This window comes from Lactiplantibacillus brownii (assembly GCF_031085375.1).
GTDB lineage: Bacteria > Bacillota > Bacilli > Lactobacillales > Lactobacillaceae > Lactiplantibacillus > Lactiplantibacillus brownii.
In genome coordinates, this window is sequence record NZ_JAVCWF010000001.1 from 992,349 (window position 1) to 1,012,530 (window position 20,182).

At 42.8% G+C, this 20,182-nt stretch carries 12 protein-coding genes; 11 read left to right on the forward strand and 1 reads right to left on the reverse strand.

Annotation, left to right across the window (positions count from 1 at the left end; genetic code table 11):
- Positions 1 to 10: 10 nt before the first annotated feature.
- The 9 genes from RA086_RS04360 (at position 11) to RA086_RS04400 (ending at position 17,175) form a co-directional block, all read left to right on the forward strand.
- A complete protein-coding gene (locus RA086_RS04360) occupies positions 11 to 1,120 on the forward strand; it encodes an FAD:protein FMN transferase (RefSeq protein ID WP_308702662.1) in 1,110 nt (369 codons plus the stop codon).
- A 69-nt stretch (positions 1,121 to 1,189) separates the two neighbouring features.
- Complete coding sequence (locus tag RA086_RS04365) at positions 1,190 to 2,032, forward strand: energy-coupling factor ABC transporter ATP-binding protein (protein ID WP_308702663.1); 843 nt, start codon at positions 1,190 to 1,192, stop codon at positions 2,030 to 2,032.
- Positions 2,008 to 2,895, forward strand: coding sequence for an energy-coupling factor ABC transporter ATP-binding protein (locus RA086_RS04370; protein ID WP_308702664.1), 888 nt, complete (start codon positions 2,008 to 2,010; stop codon positions 2,893 to 2,895). The genes RA086_RS04365 and RA086_RS04370 overlap by 25 nt, the downstream gene beginning before the upstream one ends.
- Complete coding sequence (locus RA086_RS04375; RefSeq protein ID WP_308702665.1) at positions 2,885 to 3,685, forward strand: energy-coupling factor transporter transmembrane component T family protein; 801 nt, start codon at positions 2,885 to 2,887, stop codon at positions 3,683 to 3,685. The genes RA086_RS04370 and RA086_RS04375 overlap by 11 nt, the downstream gene beginning before the upstream one ends.
- Positions 3,686 to 3,745: 60 nt before the next feature.
- Positions 3,746 to 4,528: a tRNA pseudouridine(38-40) synthase TruA gene (gene truA / locus RA086_RS04380; protein WP_308702666.1), complete on the forward strand. Its 783-nt coding sequence runs from the start codon at positions 3,746 to 3,748 to the stop codon at positions 4,526 to 4,528.
- 107 nt (positions 4,529 to 4,635) lie between these two features.
- Entirely contained in the window at positions 4,636 to 5,079 is a 444-nt protein-coding gene (rplM, locus tag RA086_RS04385) for a 50S ribosomal protein L13 (protein WP_308702667.1), read from the forward strand.
- A gap of 13 nt (positions 5,080 to 5,092) precedes the next feature.
- Positions 5,093 to 5,485 carry a 30S ribosomal protein S9 gene (gene rpsI / locus RA086_RS04390; protein WP_308702668.1) on the forward strand — a complete coding sequence of 131 codons (393 nt, stop codon included), beginning with the start codon at positions 5,093 to 5,095 and terminating at the stop codon, positions 5,483 to 5,485.
- Between the two features lie 365 nt (positions 5,486 to 5,850).
- Positions 5,851 to 11,019, forward strand: coding sequence for a SpaA isopeptide-forming pilin-related protein (locus tag RA086_RS04395; protein ID WP_308702669.1), 5,169 nt, complete (start codon positions 5,851 to 5,853; stop codon positions 11,017 to 11,019).
- A 396-nt stretch (positions 11,020 to 11,415) separates the two neighbouring features.
- The gene (locus tag RA086_RS04400) at positions 11,416 to 17,175 is read left to right on the forward strand and encodes a SpaA isopeptide-forming pilin-related protein (protein ID WP_308702670.1); all 5,760 of its coding nucleotides are present in this window, start codon (positions 11,416 to 11,418) and stop codon (positions 17,173 to 17,175) included.
- Between the two features lie 95 nt (positions 17,176 to 17,270).
- Here the strand turns inward: RA086_RS04400 and RA086_RS04405 are convergent, their stop codons facing one another.
- Positions 17,271 to 18,134 carry an oxidoreductase gene (locus RA086_RS04405; RefSeq protein WP_308702671.1) on the reverse strand — a complete coding sequence of 288 codons (864 nt, stop codon included), beginning with the start codon at positions 18,132 to 18,134 and terminating at the stop codon, positions 17,271 to 17,273.
- Positions 18,135 to 18,275: 141 nt separating this feature from the next.
- Here RA086_RS04405 and RA086_RS04410 point away from each other — a divergent pair, with 141 nt between their 5' ends.
- A complete protein-coding gene (locus RA086_RS04410) occupies positions 18,276 to 18,866 on the forward strand; it encodes a TetR/AcrR family transcriptional regulator (RefSeq protein ID WP_308702672.1) in 591 nt (196 codons plus the stop codon).
- A gap of 220 nt (positions 18,867 to 19,086) precedes the next feature.
- Entirely contained in the window at positions 19,087 to 20,085 is a 999-nt protein-coding gene (rbsR, locus tag RA086_RS04415; protein WP_308702673.1) for a ribose utilization transcriptional repressor RbsR, read from the forward strand.
- Positions 20,086 to 20,182 lie beyond the last annotated feature (97 nt).

Below are 20,182 nucleotides of genomic sequence, written 5' to 3' on the forward strand. Positions count from 1 at the left end.
AAGTCACGTTATGAAACTGAGAAAATGGATTCAGTTAGGATTAGTGCTGTCATTAATTGTGCCACTAGCAGCCTGCAGTCAAAATAAGGCAAAGAAGCAAGCGAGCAACCGGCCCAAACCGACCAAAGTGATTCAAACGCCGATTGAGGACACCCAATTTATGATGGGGACCGTGGTGACGTTACGGGTCTACAATAAAGGTAAGGATAAAGTGGTCGATGGGGCTTTCAAGCTTCTGAAAAAAGAAGCCAAGGAAGTCACGACTAATGCCAAAGAGTCGGAAATCGACAAGGTCAACGATGCGGCTGGCAAACATCCGGTCGTTGTTAGCAAGGACGTTTATCCGATTTTGAAGAAAGCTTATTACTATAGTAAGAATTCGGATGAATCGTTTGATATGGCGATTGGGTCGATCACGCAACTCTGGCGGATCGGTTTCTCGGATGCGCGGGTGCCAAGCCAAGCTGAGATTGCGTCGAACGTTAAGTTAGTTGACTATACAAAAGTCAAATTAAATGATAAAAAGCACTCGGTTTATTTAGCCCAAAAAGGCATGAAACTAGATCTTGGTGGGATTGCTAAAGGTTACATGACAGATCAAGTTCGCAATTACTTTTTGGATCATGGGGTTTCAACGGCCATTATTGACTTGGGTGGGAACATCTTTGTTATGGGTGATAGCCCTAAAGGAACCAAATCTGGTAATTGGACGGTTGGGATTCAAGATCCAAAACAGTCACGTGGGACCTCGATTGGCTCACTGCCGGCTAAGAATATGTCGATCGTGACTTCTGGGATCTATGAACGTTTTCTCAGAAAGAATGGTAAAGTTTATAGTCATTTAATGGACCCGAAGACCGGGGCACCTTTCCAGAATAATCTGATGGGTGTGTCGATCATCTCGAAGAAATCAACCGATGGTGATGGCTTATCCACGGCGACCTTTGACAAAGGGTTAAAGGGCGGCATGAAATATATCAACGGTAAGGCTGACCAAGGTGTCGGGGCGATCTTTATTACCAAAGATAAAAAAGTTTATGTTTCCAATAATTTAAAAAAGAAGTTCTCACTCTTTAGTGATACTGGCTACAAGTATGGTCCCGCCAGTGATTTGAAATAGTCAAAAACCAATCCTGTCGGTGAATGTGATATGATTAGAACCATAAAATGATGGAAATGAGGGACGACGGTGAGTCAGATTATTGACGTTGCACATTTAAATTATCGTTACCCGCAACAGTCGGCGGATGACTTAACGTTAAAAGATATATCGTTTTCAGTCGCGGATGGCGAATGGGTCGCTATTGTCGGCCATAACGGTTCCGGTAAATCGACATTAGCTAAAAACTTAAATGGGTTACTTGCCCCCGTTTCCGGTACCGTGACGGTCGATGGCCAAGTCCTATCAGAAACGACCGTTTGGGACATTCGGAAGAAAATTGGGATGGTCTTTCAAAATCCTGACAACCAATTTGTGGGCGCAACGGTCGAAGATGACGTGGCGTTCAGCTTAGAAAACCAAGGCATTCCGCGCGATGAAATGCTTGAACGGGTTCATGCCGCACTTAAACAGGTCGACATGGCTGATTTTGCGACTCGTGAACCCGCCCGGTTATCCGGTGGTCAGAAGCAACGTGTGGCTTTGGCGGGGATGATTGCGGCGCAACCGCGCATCTTGATCTTAGATGAAGCGACTTCAATGCTTGATCCGCGTGGCCGCTACGAAGTGTTACAAACGATTCAACAAATGAAAGCTAATTCAGATTTAACGGTTTTATCAATTACCCATGATATTGATGAAGCAGCCAACGCCAATCGTGTCTTGGTGGTCAACGATGGTCGTTTGGTCGAAGAAGGCACGCCGGCAGAGATTTTTCAACACGGTGCCGCGCTCATTAAAATGGGGCTGGACATGCCCTATGCCGAACGGCTAAAAGCCGCCTTGAAGCGTCAAGGGGTCCAGGTACCAGCGACATATTTAACGGAGAAAGGGATGGCAGACTGGTTATGGCAATTGATTTCAAACAAGTAGATTTTACTTACCAACCGGGCACGCCTTTCGCTACCAAGGCCTTAACTGATATTAATGTCACGATTCCAGATGGGTCTTATACGGCGCTAATTGGTCATACTGGGAGTGGCAAGTCGACATTATTACAACATCTTGATGCGTTGCTCAAGCCAACGAGTGGAACGGTCACGATTGGCGAGCGGGTGATTACGCCAACCACGAGCAATAAAGATTTAAAATCGCTACGACAACATGTGGGCATTGTTTTCCAATTTCCGGAAAACCAACTTTTTGAAGAAACGGTTGCCAAAGACATCGCGTTTGGCCCCCAGAATTTTGGTGTCAGTGAAGCGGATGCCTTAAAAACGGCAGCTAAAATGTTAGCGCTAGTTGGCCTAGACGCATCCTTATTAGAACGTTCACCATTTGACCTATCAGGTGGTCAGATGCGACGGGTGGCAATTGCGGGTGTTCTAGCCATGCAACCTAAAGTGCTCGTGCTAGACGAACCGACAGCTGGCCTAGATCCACAAGGGCGACTTGATATGATGGAAATGTTTGCACGTCTAAGGCATGAACAGCATCTCACGGTTGTTTTAGTGACACACCAAATGGATGACGTGGCTAATTATGCGGATCATGTGATCGTGATGGATCAAGGCCGCGTGGTCAAGACTGGGACGCCACAAGCAATTTTTAAAGATCCTCAGTGGCTCGTTGAGCATCAGTTAGGATTACCCAAAACAACCGCGTTTGCACAACAATTGATGGCTAAGGGCATGCAGTTTGATCCGGTGCCTTTGACAGAAGATCAACTTGCGGCGGCTTTAGTGCAGCAATTACCAGCGAGTGCGTTTGGGGGTGCGACGACCCATGATGAATAAATTGATTTTTGGCCGTTACATTCCTGGCAATTCAGTCATCCACCATATGGATCCACGAGCCAAGTTATTATTGAGTTTTTATTTTATCGGTATTATTTTTATTGCCAATAATTGGCCGACTTATGTGGTCTTATTCGCTTTTACGTTATTAGCCATTAAATTATCTGGCGTTAAGTGGTCATTTTTCATCAATGGTGTTAAACCGTTGATTTGGCTGATCTTATTCACGGTTATTTTGCAGGTGCTTTTTAGTGCCAGTGGTGGTCATGTTTACTTTCAGTGGGGGATTATCACCATTAGCCAACTTGGGTTGGTCAATGGGATCTATATCTTCTGTCGTTTCGTTTTGATTATCTTCATGTCGACGTTGTTGACTTTAACGACGCCGCCATTGGAATTGTCGGATGCCATCGAATATATTTTGATGCCGTTAAAAGTAGTGCACTTTCCTGTGTATGAAGTGGCGTTAATGCTGTCGATTGCCCTCCGATTTGTCCCAACATTAATGGATGAAACTGAAAAAATCATGAACGCGCAACGTGCTCGTGGGGTCGATTTTGGTGAAGGCAATATTTTTCAACAAATGCGTGCCATTGTGCCGTTACTGATTCCGTTATTCGTGAGTTCATTTAACCGAGCTGAAGATTTAGCTACGGCGATGGAAGCTCGCGGGTATCAAGGCGGCGAGGGCCGCAGTAAGTTTCGAATTTTAAAATGGCAAGTCCGAGATAGCTGGGCGACGGTCAGTTTTGTGGCGTTGACGATCGTGTTAGTCTTTTTACGGGCATAAGTAGGATTTTTTTAGGCGGGCAGTGTTGCCGCCTTTTTAGGTTAATGGAGGAATTTTTTAGTGACCAGATATAAGATTATCTTGGCATATGATGGCACGAATTTTGCCGGTTTTCAGCGCCAACCCGGTCAACGGACCGTTGAACAAGCTTTAACCAAGGCAGTGAATAAAATGGCAAAGGATCCAGCTACGCCAATTGTGATTTACGGGGCTGGCCGGACGGATGCCGGTGTTCATGCTTTTGGTCAGGTCGTTCATTTTGACCTGCCAACAGCGATAAATCCGGAAGGCGTGCGCCGCGGCTTGAATAGTCTGTTGCCAGTGGATATGTTAGTGAAAAAAGTTGAGGTCGTCCCCCTTGATTTTCACGCACGATATGATACAGTTGGTAAACGTTATTGGTACCGGGCGTATCAAAATGAGTTCGTTGATCCGTTCAAGCGGAACTATACGGGACATTTTAAATTTACGGCCGATATTGAACGGATTCAGCAAGCAATTCCGGCATTGATCGGTAAACATGATTTCACAACTTTTGTGGCTTCAGGCTCACAGGCACATGACCATGTGCGGGAAATTTATTCCGCCAAAGCCTGGGCATTAGCGGATGGTGAAATTCAGTTTGAATTTTGTGGGAGTGGCTTCTTATATAACCAGGTACGTATCATGGTGGCTGTCTTGATGGAAATTGGGCAAGGCCGGCGCACAGTCGACTGTATCCCGCAATTGATTGCTGCCAAGAATCGTGCTCAAGCTCGTGGTACTGCGCCTGCTTCTGGGTTATATATGAAAAAGGTCTATTATGACCGAGCTGAATTACAGTCAGACTTAAATTCTTATTGACTTCTCGGGGTAAATTCGGTAAACTAATCGTTGGTATTGTTTGCCCCACGATAAGCCCCGGAAATCTTATTGAGTGTCAAGCAAAACAGAAAATGGAGGAACACAACGTGCGTACAACATATATGGCTAAACCAGGTGAAATTGATCGTAAATGGTATGTAGTTGATGCAACTGATTTACCTTTAGGTCGGCTCTCAACAGTCGTCGCATCAATCTTACGTGGTAAGAACAAACCAACATTCACACCAAACGTGGATACTGGTGACAACGTAATTGTAATTAATGCAAGTAAGATTGCTTTAACTGGTAAGAAGGCAGAACGGAAGATTTATTATCACCATACTGCCTATGCTGGTGGTCTAAAGGAACGGACCGCTGGTGACTTCCGTGAAAAGGAACCTGAAAAATTAATTGAAACTTCAGTTAAGGGTATGCTTCCTCACAACTCTTTGGGTCATAAGATGGGCTTGAAGTTGCATGTTTATGCTGGTGCAGAACATACGCAACAAGCACAAAAACCTGAAGTTTTGGATATCTCGAACTTAATCTAAGGAGGAAACTACATTGGCTCAAGTACAATATCGCGGCACAGGCCGTCGTAAAGATTCAGTAGCCCGCGTACGTTTAGTACCAGGTTCTGGTAAGATTGTTATGAATGATAAATCAGTTGATGATTACATTCCATTTGCGGATATTCGCAAGGAATTGTTACAACCATTCGAAGTAACTGAAACAACTGAACAATATGATGTTTTAGTTAACGTTATCGGTGGTGGGTTCCACGGCCAAGCCGGCGCAACTCGTCATGGTATCGCTCGGGCATTGCTTGAAGTTGACCCAGATTTCCGCGGTCCTTTGAAGCGCGCAGGTCTTTTGACTCGTGACGCTCGTATGAAGGAACGTAAGAAGCCAGGTTTGAAGAAAGCCCGGAAAGCTTCACAATTCTCAAAGCGTTAATATTTTTAGAAAAAGCGTTGCATTATCAACATTTTCTGAATCCAAAGAAGAACACTCGTCCATTTGGGCGGGTGTTTTTTTATACCTCAATTGGCATGATAAGTGGCTTCGTTTTAACTGCGACGTTGTCAGAACAAGTCGGTAATTAGATACGGCGTTGAAAGAAATTTACAACAAAACTAGTTCCCCGTGTTTTCGAGGGGTAGTTGGGATGCGATGTACCAATACTTTACCACTAATGGGGCTAAACAATAGCAAAGAAACCGTTTTCGCATTCATAAAACAGTACTAGTATTTTATTAATTTTATGATAACCTTTAGTAGAGGGTAACAACTAAAATTCCTAGACATCTAAGGGGAGTATTATGATGCAGAAAAAGGGTAGAATAGCGAATTTCTTTATGGCTTTGTTGTTGATGTTACAAGTCTTGGCGATACCCATGGGTGTCATCAGTGCTGATGACACGACAGGCGCGTCGACATTAGGCGGCGGGGTGGAATTGTTCAGTGTTAAGCAGGGGGCTGATAAGCCAACGGAAAAGCTCAGTATTAGTTCGTACAGCGGTGACTATAAAATAGCCGCTAAACTGAACAATCAGAGCCAAACCTCATTTGATGGTGGGAAGATTAGGATTCGGCTCGATCGTCGCGACTTTGATCAGCCAACCGCGGAAGGACTAGCCAAGCCCGCCGATAACGATTACGCTGATAAGCTCGAAAGTGGTGAGGTGATTACCACTGACTCTAAGGACTGGATTATTGAATATTCGTTAAAGCAAGTAAGTCCAGGCGAAAATTTAGAAATTCCGTCAGTTGTGCGACCTAAGGATTTGAACGTCGATCAGACCCGCGGGACCATAGTTGAGGAAATTCTAGACCAACATAATCAAGTGGTTGCCACGGCCAATAAGGGTTATTACATTGATTCTTCGCCGCTGGTTGATCGCGGTTTCAGTATGGCGCAGAGTACCATTACCAACCAACAGAATGATTTAAACTATTATTACAATTATCAGGGTAAGGAAAATCAAGTGAAGCCGAATGGTGATGGCTCTTACACCACCTTATCTGATCAAACGACGAATATGTATGTATCTTATCTTTATGGCACCAATGATAGTCGCAAGATTGTAGTGACTATGGATCTAGGCAAGTTGAAGATTTTACAATTTAAGACGGATGCCCCGAATGGTTGGACCTATGACGCTGCCACTAAGAAAGCCACCCGGACTTTTACCCGAGATGAATTTACTGGCGACCAGCGGCAGCGCTATTTGCCACTTAAAGTTACTGCGGGGAGTCAGCTCAAATTTAACCTGAATGACAAGTATCAGGAGCGAATTGGCTATGAGGTGAAGTACGAGGGTAGCACTACGCCAATTACCATTGATCGCAGTTGGCCGGTAACAATTGCTTTGAAAGGCGGCCAAAATTGGGATCCGGTACCGGAGGGCAATGGGGTTCACAACGAAACGAATCGCAACCAGGCTGAAGTCGCGGATGTAAACGGGCAAACTAAAGTGCGCTATTCTGCGCAAGCGGCTGGTCAAATAGCGGGTGGTGGTTATCAGCATATTCCGGCCGGTGTGGAATTGCCAGTTTCCACATTAAAGGTTACGCTACCAACGAGCTTTTATCAGGATAATACTTTGCAAAGCTTTGCTTTAAAAATTGCTAAGACACCGAATTTACCGGGGATGACTGACAATCATTTATATGGGATTAATGCCGATGGTAGCAAAGAATTACTGAAAGACAACTTAGGTATTACCCCTTGGGATGCGACTCAGCTGACCAAAAAATATAAAGGCTTTCAATTGGAATTTGATCATCCCATCATGGTGACCAATCAGGATGCTGCTTTTGGATTTAATATCGTTACGACAATGAACGAACAACCCTTGCAGGATTTTCGAAAAGATCCTGAAAAGAAAGTTAAATATTATACGTTAGATTCGGTTTATGCGAAGTATCCCGGCTACTATAAGGATGGCTTTGAGAGTGGCCGTGGCTATGGGAACTTCTATTTATATAAATATAAAGAGGGCAGTCAGTCACAACCGGCTGATATTAGTAGTAATGACAAGGCAGATCAATTGAACGTCGTGAATGGACATGATTTCACGATTAAACGCAGTATTATTCTGCAAAGTAATTATGCTAATACTCAGCCAGAAAATGCCAAAGTTTACTTTTTTGTCCCTGAGCATATGCGGTTAGCAGCCGATCAGAGTGGTTTGAAGGGACTGGCTAAGCCGCAAATAATTCCTAATTTTCATAATAGTGGTCGAACAGCTATTGTCGCTGATTTATTACCAGTTGACAGTGATCAATATGGGTATACTAGATATGATATTAATTTGCCGTTAGATGCCGCTCAGCTGCGGCAGGGTGACAATTATAAAATTGAAGGCTATGTCGTTTATAACAACAATGATGGTAGTTATGATTTGACTAATCCAGCGGGAGCTAAGTCGATTGTGACCCCAACATTAACTGATGGTGATCCGTATCAATTATATACAGATACGAAAGATCCTAGTAAGGGATTTAAACTAGCTAATACAACCTTAAATTATATGCCAATTGCCGGCTTGAAAGTCTCTAATTTGGTGGCCAAGGGTGATGGGGGCTACTCATCTGATTTGGGTGCTTATGGTTATGCGGGTGATGTGATCAAGTATCGGACTAACCTATATAACGGTTACAGTGAAGCCGCTAAGAATATTGGGTTAGTTGATTATCTGCCAGTGGCGGGAGTGAATGGCTCAAAATTTGATGTAAAGTTAGCTGGCCCAGTAACTGTTACCAACCAGACGCCCACAACTGCCGGCCCAATTGACTATGCGAAAGCCTTTAAGCTTTATTATGCGACGGCTAAGCCCAGTTATGATGCTGATGATTATAGTCATTCAGTGGTTTGGCGAACGCAGTCACAATTAGCACCAACCGATTATCCAAAAGTAACCATGATTAAGATGGTATTAGATCCAACCGTCCCGTTTAACCCTAAAGCTGAAGTTAACTTTGATTATCCAGCGCAAATGTCGACGGCCGAAACACCAGAGGGTAGTCAGGCGATTAATCAAGTGCAATTGGTCAAGAGTTCTGGCACTGATTACAGTTATTACAATGTGAACCAAGCCAAAGTTACCATGAATTATCCGGTTAATGCTGTGCAAACGACCAAGGTAGATAGTGCCACGCAGCAACCACTTTATGGTGCTAAATTCCGGTTGTTGGATAATACCGGTCAAGCCATTGGAAACCAGCTATATGAAACGAATGCGACTGGTAAATTCCAAATTAGTGAGCTAAAGGCTGGAAAATACTATCTGGAAGAAGTGGCAGCCCCGGATGGCTATGTATTGCCACAAGGTGATGCGGCTAAAACGGCCTTTACCATTGGGACCACTGCCAATACGCCAACAACAGTGAAGATAACAAATGTTTCCAAGGCGACGCCACAAGGTAGTGTTCTAATTAAGAATCAAGACACAGATACCGGTCAGCCATTAAATGGTAGTCGTTTTAGGTTAAGTCGCGTCACCGCAATTGGTGAAACTAGTGTGGATGCTAACCTGGTTATTGAGGCTAACGGTCAACTCAGCCATGCTGGATTGCTTCCTGGAAAGTATCGTATTCGTCAAAATACAGCACCGAATGGTTACTTGCTCAATAGTCAGGTATTCGACTTCACGGTTAATTCAGGTGAAACCAGTAATGTGCTGGTGAAAAATACGGTTATTCCAGAACCGGTCAAAGGTCAGCTCACGGTTATCAATCATGAGAAAAATCAACCAGCTAAGTTGATTGCGGGTAGTGAGTTTTCACTGATCGATTCAAGCACTGGTAAACGAATTGATGAAAAGTTAGTTACCGATAAGAACGGCCAGATTATTCAAAACAATTTGCCAGCCGGTGAGTATCAGTTGAAACAAGTTTCTGTACCAGCAGGGTATGTTTTGAATACTGATACGCAAACAGTCAAAATTTCTAAAGATAATCCCACGGTTACGACTAAATTTGAAAATGACCTTAAACCGGTGACGCCTGTGCCAGTTAAGGGTCAACTCACGATTATCAATCATGAGAAGAATCAACCAACTAAGCTGATTGCTGGTAGTGAATTCGCGCTGATCGATTCAAGCGCTGGTAAACGAGTTGGTGAAAAGCTAGTCACCGATAAGAACGGCCAGATTGTGCAAAAAGATTTGCCAGCCGGTGAGTATCAGTTGAAACAAGTTGCGGTACCAGCGGGTTATGTTTTGAATACTGATACGCAAACGATTAAAATTTCAAAGGATACGTCTAAGGTTACGGCTAAATTTGAAAATGACCTTAAACCAGTGACGCCTGTGCCAGTTAAGGGTCAACTAACAGTTATTAATCATGAGAAGAATCAACCAACTAAGCTGATTGCTGGTAGTGAGTTCGCGTTGATTGATTCAAGTACTGGTAAAAAAGTTGGTGAAAAGCTAATCACCGATAAAAATGGTCAGATTGTTCAAAAAGAGCTGCCAGCCGGTGAGTATCAATTGAAACAAATTGCGGTACCAGCAGGTTATGTTTTGAACACGGAATCGCAAACGGTCAAGATTTCCAAGAATACTCCCACAGTTACGGCTAAATTTGAAAATGATCTTAAACCGGTGACGCCTGTGCCAGTCAAAGGTCAACTCACGATTATCAATCATGAGAAGAATCAACCAACTAAGCTGATTGCTGGTAGTGAGTTCGCGCTGATTGATTCAAACACTGGTGAACGAGTTGGTGAAAAGCTAATCACCGATAAAAATGGTCAGATTGTTCAAAAAGAGCTGCCAGCCGGTGAGTATCAAATCAAACAGGTTTCGGTACCAACTGGTTATGTATTGAACACTGAATCGCAAGTAGTCACTATTTCAAAGGAACAACCGACTGTTGCCGTGAAGTTTACAAATGAGGCCAAACCAGACACACCAACGCCGAAACCAGTTAAAGGTCAACTGACCATCATTAATCACGAAAAAGGTCAACCAACCAAGCTGATTGTGGGTAGTGAGTTTGAATTAATTGATCAGAGTACGGGCAAGCGTGTTGGTACAAAGTTAATTACTGATAAAAATGGTCAGATTGTTCAAAAAGAGTTGTCAGTAGGTGAGTACCAGTTGAAGCAAGTTTCTGTACCAGCAGGTTATATTTTGAACACTGAATTGCAAACGATTAAAGTTTCTAAGGCGACACCAACAATTACGGTGAAAGTTATGAATGCTGTTAAAACAGGCACGACGAAGCCAGATGCTGATAAGCCACAGCAACCAACTACTAAAGAGAACACTAAACAGCAAGCAGCTTCGGCTGTAAAGTCTGCAGATACGACAGCAACGGCGCGTGCCCAAACTAAATCAGGTGCTGTTAGCAAAAAATCAACGACTAAGCATTTGCCACAATCGAATGAACAGTTGTCGATGGGATTGCTTGTGCTGGGTATTGTGTTGCTCGTTCTGGTCTTAGCTTATGCTTGGAGAAAGTCAAAATCTACAAAACACTGAGTTAATAGTGTTTCTATGATGATAGCTTTATGATAAAAAAGCGACTCTTTCTCAAGAGTTGCTCATGAATTATGTTATGAGAAATCAATTCACTTACGAATTGGTTTCTTTTTTTTCAGTTTTCGTTTTAAATAGCTTGATGAAATTTAAGATCATGATGATATAACTTGTCAGTAAGTAGTGGCTTAAAAATTAATCTGCAAACGAAATGAGCCATCCAATGATTTCGGGGGCTATCTATACCGCATCTACTAGAGATCGGCTGGAAATTTGGCTATAAATCAATGAATAAAACGTTTTCTTAATATCAAAATGTTACTAGTATTTTATTGATACTATGATAACATTTAGTAGAGGGTAACAACTAAAATTTCTAGTCATCTAAGGGGAAGTAATATGGTGCAGAAAAAGGGTAAGATAGCCAATATTTTAATGGCTTTATTGTTGATGCTACAAGTGCTGGTGATGCCAATCGGCGTCATCAGTGCGGATACCACGACGGGGGCGTCGACGGTAAGTGGCGGTTTGGAACTATTTAACGTCAGAGATGATGTCAATCGACCAACGGATATTGTACAGATAAATGATTTTGACAGTCAGTATAAAGTAGCCGCAAAGTTGAATAATCAGACTGGTACGGATTTTGATGGTGGTAAGATCCGTATTAAGCTTAATCGTCGTGATTTTAGGGAGCCAACGGCGGATGGACTAGCTAAACCGGCTGATAATGAATTTGCAGATAAACTTGCAAGTAGTCAAGTCATTACCACTGATTCTAAAGACTGGATTATTGAGTACACACTAAAAAAGGTCAGTCCAGGTGAAAATCTGGAAATTCCTTCAGTGGTACAGTCGCTGAATCCTAATGTTGATCAAACGCCAGGCACAATCAACGAGGAAATTGTCGATAGTCATGATCACGTGCTGACGACTGCCAGCAAGAATTATAAGATTGATTCTCGGCCCGTCACTGGTACCGATTTTTCGATGTGGTCTTCAGGTGGGTTACTTTACTATTATAATTATCAAGGTAAAGAAAACCAGGTGACTGCGAATGACGATGGGAGTTACACTACCCTTGCTGATCGAAAAATTGGCATGTATTTAAGTAACAGCAAATATTCTTTTGATAGTCGTCAGATTGTCGTGACGATGGATTTAAGCAAATTGAAGTTGTTACGTTTTGATACGGATGCGCCAAACGGCTGGACTTACGATGCAGCAACTAAAAAAGCCACGCGCACTTGCACGTACAGCGCACTTGTTGACAGTAGTAGCAACAAACGAAACCTACCACTAGTATTGCCGAAGGGGACCCGTATCGATTTAGATCAGTATGGTCGTTATTATGACCCACTTAGCTATGACTTACAGTATGTAGGTAGCAAAACTCCCATCGTTACTGGTCGTAAAGGTAATGCAGAAGTTTCACTCAAGAGTGGTCAAAATTGGAATCCACGGCCTGATGGGCATGGCGTAAATAATGCAACTGGTCAAAATCGTACGTATGTCGGAGATGCTAATGCTAAAACTAAAGTGCGTTATTCGGTAGAGGCCGCTGGTCAAATACCTGATGGTGGCTACCAGCGGATTCCGGCTGGTGTGTCCCTGCCTGTAAAGGCTTTAAAGGGTATGCTACCAACTGATTTTTATCAAGATAATGTTTTGCAAGGCTTTTCGCTAAAAACGGGTCAAACGCTTAATTTGCCAGGAATGACTAATAATCATCTGTATGGCATTAACGCTGATGGTAGTGAGGACTTGCTGAAAGATAATCTGGGTGCTACCCCATGGGATGCAACTCAGATTAGCAAAAAGTATCAGGGATTCGAATTGAAGTTTGATCAGCCAATTATGGTGAAAAATCCGGATGCAGCTTTTGGTTTTAACATCATTGCATCAATCACTGAGAAAAGTATCCAAGATTTTCGCAATAATCCATCTCAGTTATTTAGAGATTATGGTTTAGGAAAGTTTTATGGAAATTACCATGGCTACTATCAAGATGAATATGAGCCTGGTTGGTCATATAACTATTTTAGCTTAAATAAGTATAACGATAAAAATTCGCAACCAGCTTTAATTAGAAGTGATGATCACAGTGATCAGGTGAGCGTGGTAAATGGGCATGATTTTACACTTAAGCGTAGTTTCTATTTACAGAATAATTACGCTAATACACCAATGGAAAATGCCAAGGTTTACTTTTTAGTCCCTGAGCATCTGCGGCTGGCAGCTGATCAGAGCGGTCTGCAAGGGTTGACTAATGTGCAAATAATTTCTAATTTCCATAATAGTGGCCGAACCGCGATTACGGGTGATTTAACACCGGTAGAGACTCAATATGGGTTTACTACTCATAGTATTAGCTTGTCATTAGATGCTGCTCAGCTACGCCAAGGCGATAACTATCAAATTGAAGGTTATGTGGTTTATAACAATAATGATGGTAGCTATGATTTAAGTAATCCGGCCGGTACTAAGTCAATCGTGACACCTAAGTTAGCTAGTGATCCCTATCAATTGTATACAGATACTAAGGATCCAACTAAGGGACTAAAGCTAGCTAACATGACCTTAAATTACATGCCAATTGCTGGTCTGAAAGTAACCAATTTGGTGGCTAAGGGCGATGGTGGTTATTCGTCCGACTTAGGTGCCTATGGTTATGCCGGCGATACCATCAAATATCGAACCAATTTATACAACGGTTACAGTGAAGTAGTCAAGAATATTGGCCTAGTGGATTACCTTCCAGTAGCTGGGATCAATGGGTCGAAATTCGACGTGAAGTTAGCCGGTCCAGTGACGGTTACTAACAAGACAGCATCGACAGCCAGCCCAATTGATTATCAACAAGCGTTTAAGGTGTACTATGCGACCACCAAGCCGAGTTATGGTGCTGGTGATTATAGTCATTCAGTGATTTGGCGAACACAGTCACAAATGGCACCAACTGATTATCCAAAAGTAACGATGGTTAAGATGATGTTAGATCCAAACATCCCATTTGACCCTAAAGCTGAGGTTAACTTTGACTACCCAGCGCAAATGACCTCAGCGGCAACGCCAGAAAACAGTCAAGCAATTAATCAGGTGCAATTGATTAATGGTTCGGGAGGTTATTACAATGTCAATCAGGCTAAAGTGACGATGAATTATCCGGTCAATGCCGTGCAAACGACCAAAGTTGATAGTGTCAGTCAGAAGCCGTTGTATGGCGCGCAATTCCGTCTGTTAGATAGTACGGGCAAGGCAATTGGCACCCAATTATATGAAACTAATGCGAGTGGTAAATTTCAAATTAGCGCGCTCAAAGCAGGAAAATACTATTTAGAAGAAGTTGCAGCGCCCACGGGTTATATTTTGCCGCAAGGTGATGAGGCTAAAACGCCCTTTACCATTGGAACCACTGCGAACACACCAACAATCGTAAAAATAACCAATATCTCTAAGGCGACGCCTGAAGGTAATGTGCTGATTAAAAATCAAGATACAGCTACTGGAAAATTGCTAAACGGCGGTAGTTTCAGTCTTAACCGGGTGAACGCAGTTGGTGAAACTACGGTGGATCCTAATTTGGTGATTAAGACTAGCGGACAGCTCAGTCATGCCGGATTGCTCCCAGGAAAGTATCGTATTCGTCAAAATACAGCTCCGAATGGTTACTTGCTCAATAGTCAGGCATTCGATTTCACGGTTAATTCCGGTGAGACGAGTACGGTGTTGGTAAAAAATTCGATGATTCCAGCGCCAATTAAAGGTCAACTCACAATTATCAATCATGAAAAGAATCAACCGACTAAGTTGATTGCGGGTAGTGAATTTGAATTAATTGATCAGAGTACGGGCAAACAGGTTGGCACAAAGCTAATCACTGATAAAAATGGTCGGATTGTTCAAAAAGATTTGCCAGTGGGTGAGTATCAGTTGAAACAAGTTTCGGTACCAGCAGGTTATGTTTTGAATACTGATACGCAAACGGTCAAAATTTCAAAGGATAATCCCACGATTACGGCAAAATTTGAAAATGACCTTAAACCGGTAACTCCTGTGCCAGTTAAAGGTCAACTAACAGTTATTAATCATGAGAAGAATCAACCAACTAAGTTGATTGCTGGTAGTGAGTTTGAACTGATTGATCAAAAAACTGGCAAGCAAGTTGCCGGCAAGCTAGTCACCGATAAGAATGGTCAAATTGTTCAAAAAGATTTGCCAGCCGGTGAGTATCAGTTGAAACAAGTTTCTGTGCCAGCAGGATATGTTTTGAACACAGAATCGCAAACAATCACGATTTCAAAGGATCAGCCAACGGTGACGACGAAGTTTACGAATAAACTTAAACCGGTGACGCCAGAGTCAGTTAAAGGCCAGTTAACAATCACTAATCACGAAAAGAATCAGCCATCGAAGCAGATTATCGGTAGTGAATTCGAATTGACTGATCATAGTACTGGTAAGCGGGTCGCCGCGAAATTAGTGACGGATAAAAATGGTCAGATTGTTCAAAAAGATTTGCCAGCCGGTGAATACCAAGTTAAACAAGTTTCTGTACCAGCAGGTTATGTTTTGAACACTGATACGCAAACCGTTAAGATTTCAAAGGATAATCCCACGGTTACGGCTAAATTTGAAAATGACCTTAAACCAGTGACGCCTGTGCCAGTTAAGGGTCAACTAACAGTTATTAATCATGAGAAGAATCAACCAACTAAGCTGATTGCTGGTAGTGAGTTCGCGTTGATTGATTCAAGTACTGGTAAAAAAGTTGGTGAAAAGCTAGTCACCGATAAGAACGGACAGATTGTTCAAAAAGATTTGCCAGCCGGTGAGTATCAATTGAAACAAGTTGCGGTACCAGCAGGTTATGTTTTGAATACGGAATCGCAAACGGTTAAGATTTCCAAGGATACGTCTAAGGTTACGGCTAAATTTGAAAATGAAGCTAAGTCAGTGACGCCGGTACCAGTCAAAGGCCAACTCACGATTATCAATCATGAGAATAATCAACCGTCTAAGTTGATTATTGGTAGTAAATTCGAACTGATAAATCAAAAAACTGGTAAACAAGTTGCCAGCAAGTTAGTCACTGGTAAAAATGGTCAAGTCGTTCAAAAAGATTTGCCAGCGGGTGAGTATCAGTTGAAACAAGTTTCTGTACCAGCAGGTTATGTTTTGAACACAGAATCGCAAACAATCACCATTTCAAAAGACCAGCCAACGGTGACGACGAAGTTTACGAATGACCTTAAACCAGTTACGCCAGCGTCAGTAAAGGGTCAATTGACGATTATCAATCATGCGAAGAATCAGCCATCGAAGCTGATTGCGGGTAGTGAATTCAAATTGATTGATCAAAATACTGGCAAGCAGGTAGCTGGGAAGTTAGTCACTGATAAAAACGGTCAAGTCATGCAAGCCAATTTGCCAGCCGGTGAGTATCAGTTGAAACAAGTTTCCGTGCCAGCTGGGTATACTTTGAATACCGAATCGCAAACAATCACCATTTCAAAGGACCAGCCAACAGTGACGGCGAAGTTTGTGAATGAAGCTAAAACAGTTACGACAGCGTCAGTCAAAGGTCAATTGACAATCATCAATCATGAGAAAAATCAACCATCGAAATTGATTGCTGGTAGTGAATTTGCGTTGATTAACCAGAGTACCGGTAAGCAAGTTGCGGGCAACTTAATCACTGATAAAAATGGACAAATCGTTCAGAAAGAATTGCCGGAGGGGAGCTATCAACTCAAACAAGTTTCGGTCCCATCAGGTTATTTGATGAACTCCGATAGGCAAGTCGTGACTATCTCTAAAGACACGCCAAAAGTGACCATCAAAGTTGTCAATGAAGCTAAGCCGATAGTTTCCAAACCAACTGTTAAAAAGCCACAGCAGCCAACTGCCGAGGCGTCTGCAAAGTCGTCCTCAAAGGCATCTGCGAAGTCGTCAGCAGTTGCTTCAGTAAAGTCTGCGGCTACTACTCAGCCAGCTAGTTCTAAATCTAAGGCGGCAGCTATTAGTCGTAGCTCAAAGACTAAGCATCTGCCACAATCGAATGAACAATTGTCGATTGGTTTATTAGTTTTAGGTATTTTGTTGCTCGTTGTAGTTTTGGCTTACGCTTGGAAAAAAGGTAAATCCTCAAAACGTTAAGTTAATCATGTTTCTGAAGCAAGAAAGCGCACTCGTCCCCAATTAGGACGGGTGCGTTTTTTATGGCTGATGGCTGAAAATTAGCAGTCATTAGCTTAATTTTGTTGACTTTCAGCAGATCGTTCCTGATTGTGGTTACTATGAGCCCCTAATCGTGTGGCTAACCGCATGCCACGATCGAACATCTTATAAGATAACTTTCGCGCCGCTACCACGGCTAGGGTATCCATTAGCGTTAATTGATAGCGTGTTTTGGGATGTCGTGCTGTCACGGCCTTCAGCATTAACTGAGCAATATCGTCGCCAGTTGCTTTAAAATGCCACGTTCCCAAGGCATAGGTTTCTACCATTTTGCGGTATGCGGAATCTTTTGGTGTGGCTGCTAACATGTGGTCAACTGCGGTTTGTTGCCAGTTCGTTGCGGTACCACCTGGTTCAATGATCATGACATCAATGCTAAAGTCCTTAACTTCCAAACGTAAAGAATCACTCAAAGCTTCTAAAGCGTGTTTTGAGGCATAGTACCAGCCCCCTAATGAGGAATACAGTTGACCACCAATGGAAGAGTTATTGACGATTTTTCCAGCATGTTGGCGTCGCATTGTTGGGAGAACTAGTTGAATAAGATTGGCTGCGCCAAAAACGTTGACATCAAATTGACGTCTGGCTTCAGCGGGTGCCACATCTTCAATGGCCCCCATGGAGCCATAACCCGCGTCATTGATCAAAACATCAATGCGACCTTCATGATCTAGCGCTGCCTGAACAAAGGCCTGATTCGAAGCTGGTAGCGTCACATCCAGTTTAAGGGTATGAATACCTTGTGCGGCTAAATCAGCCATCCGATCAAGGCGGCGTGCACCGGCATACACTGTGTAGCCAGCTTGATGAAAGCGGATGGCAGCGGCCTTTCCCATTCCAGATGAAGCACCTGTAATTAAAGCAACTTGATTTGTCATTTTTTCTCCTCGTCGAACTAATTATTTTTTTGAGTTGTTGAGCGTGTACACACTATAAAAGAAAGACCTTTCTTTGTCAACTGATAATTACTAATAATTTCCAATGTTGACTAAGAATAGATATTCTTTTATAATTGAAACATGAAAAAGAAAAATGAACAGCGACCACAAGAAATCATTGATACTGTTGCGAAGATGATTATTGATCGTGGGATTGTCAGCATCACGATGCCGCAAGTGGCCCGGCGCGTGGGAATTTCACAATCAAACATTTACCTGTACTTTCATAATAAAGATGATTTGCTTAAGCAGACTTTCTTAACGCAAAAAAATCTGATTAATAATTACCTGTTAGCTCATTTTACGGATCAGCCAACCGTCACGGCAGCGATGCGATTATACGCCCGGATTATCTATCAATTTGCACTCGATGAACCAATTGCCATTGACGTCATGATTCAGTACGAAAATTCACCTATTATGAAGCAAGTTGATATTTCTGCGGAAGAAGCGACATTAGATTTTGATCGGATCACGGCACTAGTCAAACACGGCATGGTAACTGGTGAAATTCGTCGCACAGATCCCAGGGTCTTATTATCGATTGGCTATACGACGATTATTAATTACGTGCAAGCCGTCAATAATCGGACGATTGATCCAATCCAGGTTCCATTTGATGAAATTTTGGCTATGCTTGAGGCCATGTGGAAACAACCAGTGAACGGTTAAGCGATGGTCACGGGCAGCTTTAAGCAAAAATAGCGAGGATAAAATCGATTAATTAGGGCCTTTCGTTTGCAAGAAACTTTCAAGTCGAAGTTAGAGACTGCCATCTAAATAAACCGAGAAACCCTCAGTGGCTTCTCGGTTTATTTAGAATAGTGTCAGTGGGCAGGGCTGACAATCTGGTATACAATGATAACAGCTAATATAAGGGGAATTATAATCGATGACAAATAAAAAGATTACGATTAGGGACGTTGCACAACGCGCTGGCGTTTCAATTACAACCGTGTCGCAAATTTTAAACAGTAATGGTGGTCGATTTAGCAAGGCAACAATCGAAAAAGTACAGACTGCCAAAAATGACTTACATTATCAGGCAGACTACTTTGCGCGTCGAATGATTGTGAAAAAAAGTAAAACAATTGGCGTTTTGGTGCCGGACATTACAAATCCATTTTTTAGTGAACTAGTTCGCGGTGTTGAAACTATTTTGTATCAAGAGAATTTTATTACAATGCTCTGTACCGCTGACTCAGATGTCGTCAAAGAACAGGCCTATTTGACGGAACTCAGTCACCGTGGTGTTGATGGTTTTATTATCGCGAGTTCGGCCATTCCCAATGAAGCGATACGAACCGTTTGGCAAAGTCAGCACCAACCGTTAGTGGTGTTAGATCAAAAACAAGCTGCTGGAATGAGTGATGCTGTCATGAGCGATGATCGAATGGGGGGACGCTTGGCAGCGCAACATCTTCAGGCATTAGGGCATCAACAAGTGGCAGTCTTACTCCCAGCAAAGCCAACTGCCAACATCCAGGCGCGCTTGGCAGGAATTGAGACCGTGTACAATCGTCAGGCGTTAACACTTATTGATACCGATTTGACCAAAGCAGCTGGTGATGGCGCCGCCAAAGCCTTGTTAGCCTCGCCAGCAACGGCAGCAATTACGGTCAGTGATGAGATTGCTTTTGGACTCTATCATGGGTTGGTCGCGGCCGGTAAACGAGTACCGGATGATTACAGCATTGTTGGTTATGATAATGTTGAAATGAGTCGCTATGTATTCCCACCCTTAACGACGGTGGCGCAACCAATCTTTGAACTTGGTCAAACGACCGCCAAATTATTATTGAATCGTATTCAGAATCCAGACCAGGCCTGGATTGAGAAACGGTTACCAGTTAAATTAATTAAAAGAAATTCAACCGCACGCTTGAATTAAGATTCAAGACGTGTTATATTTTTGTCATCGAGTTAAAACGTTTTACTAAAACGTTTTAACAAAAATGTATCCGCTTTATTTAGCAACTGGAGGGAAA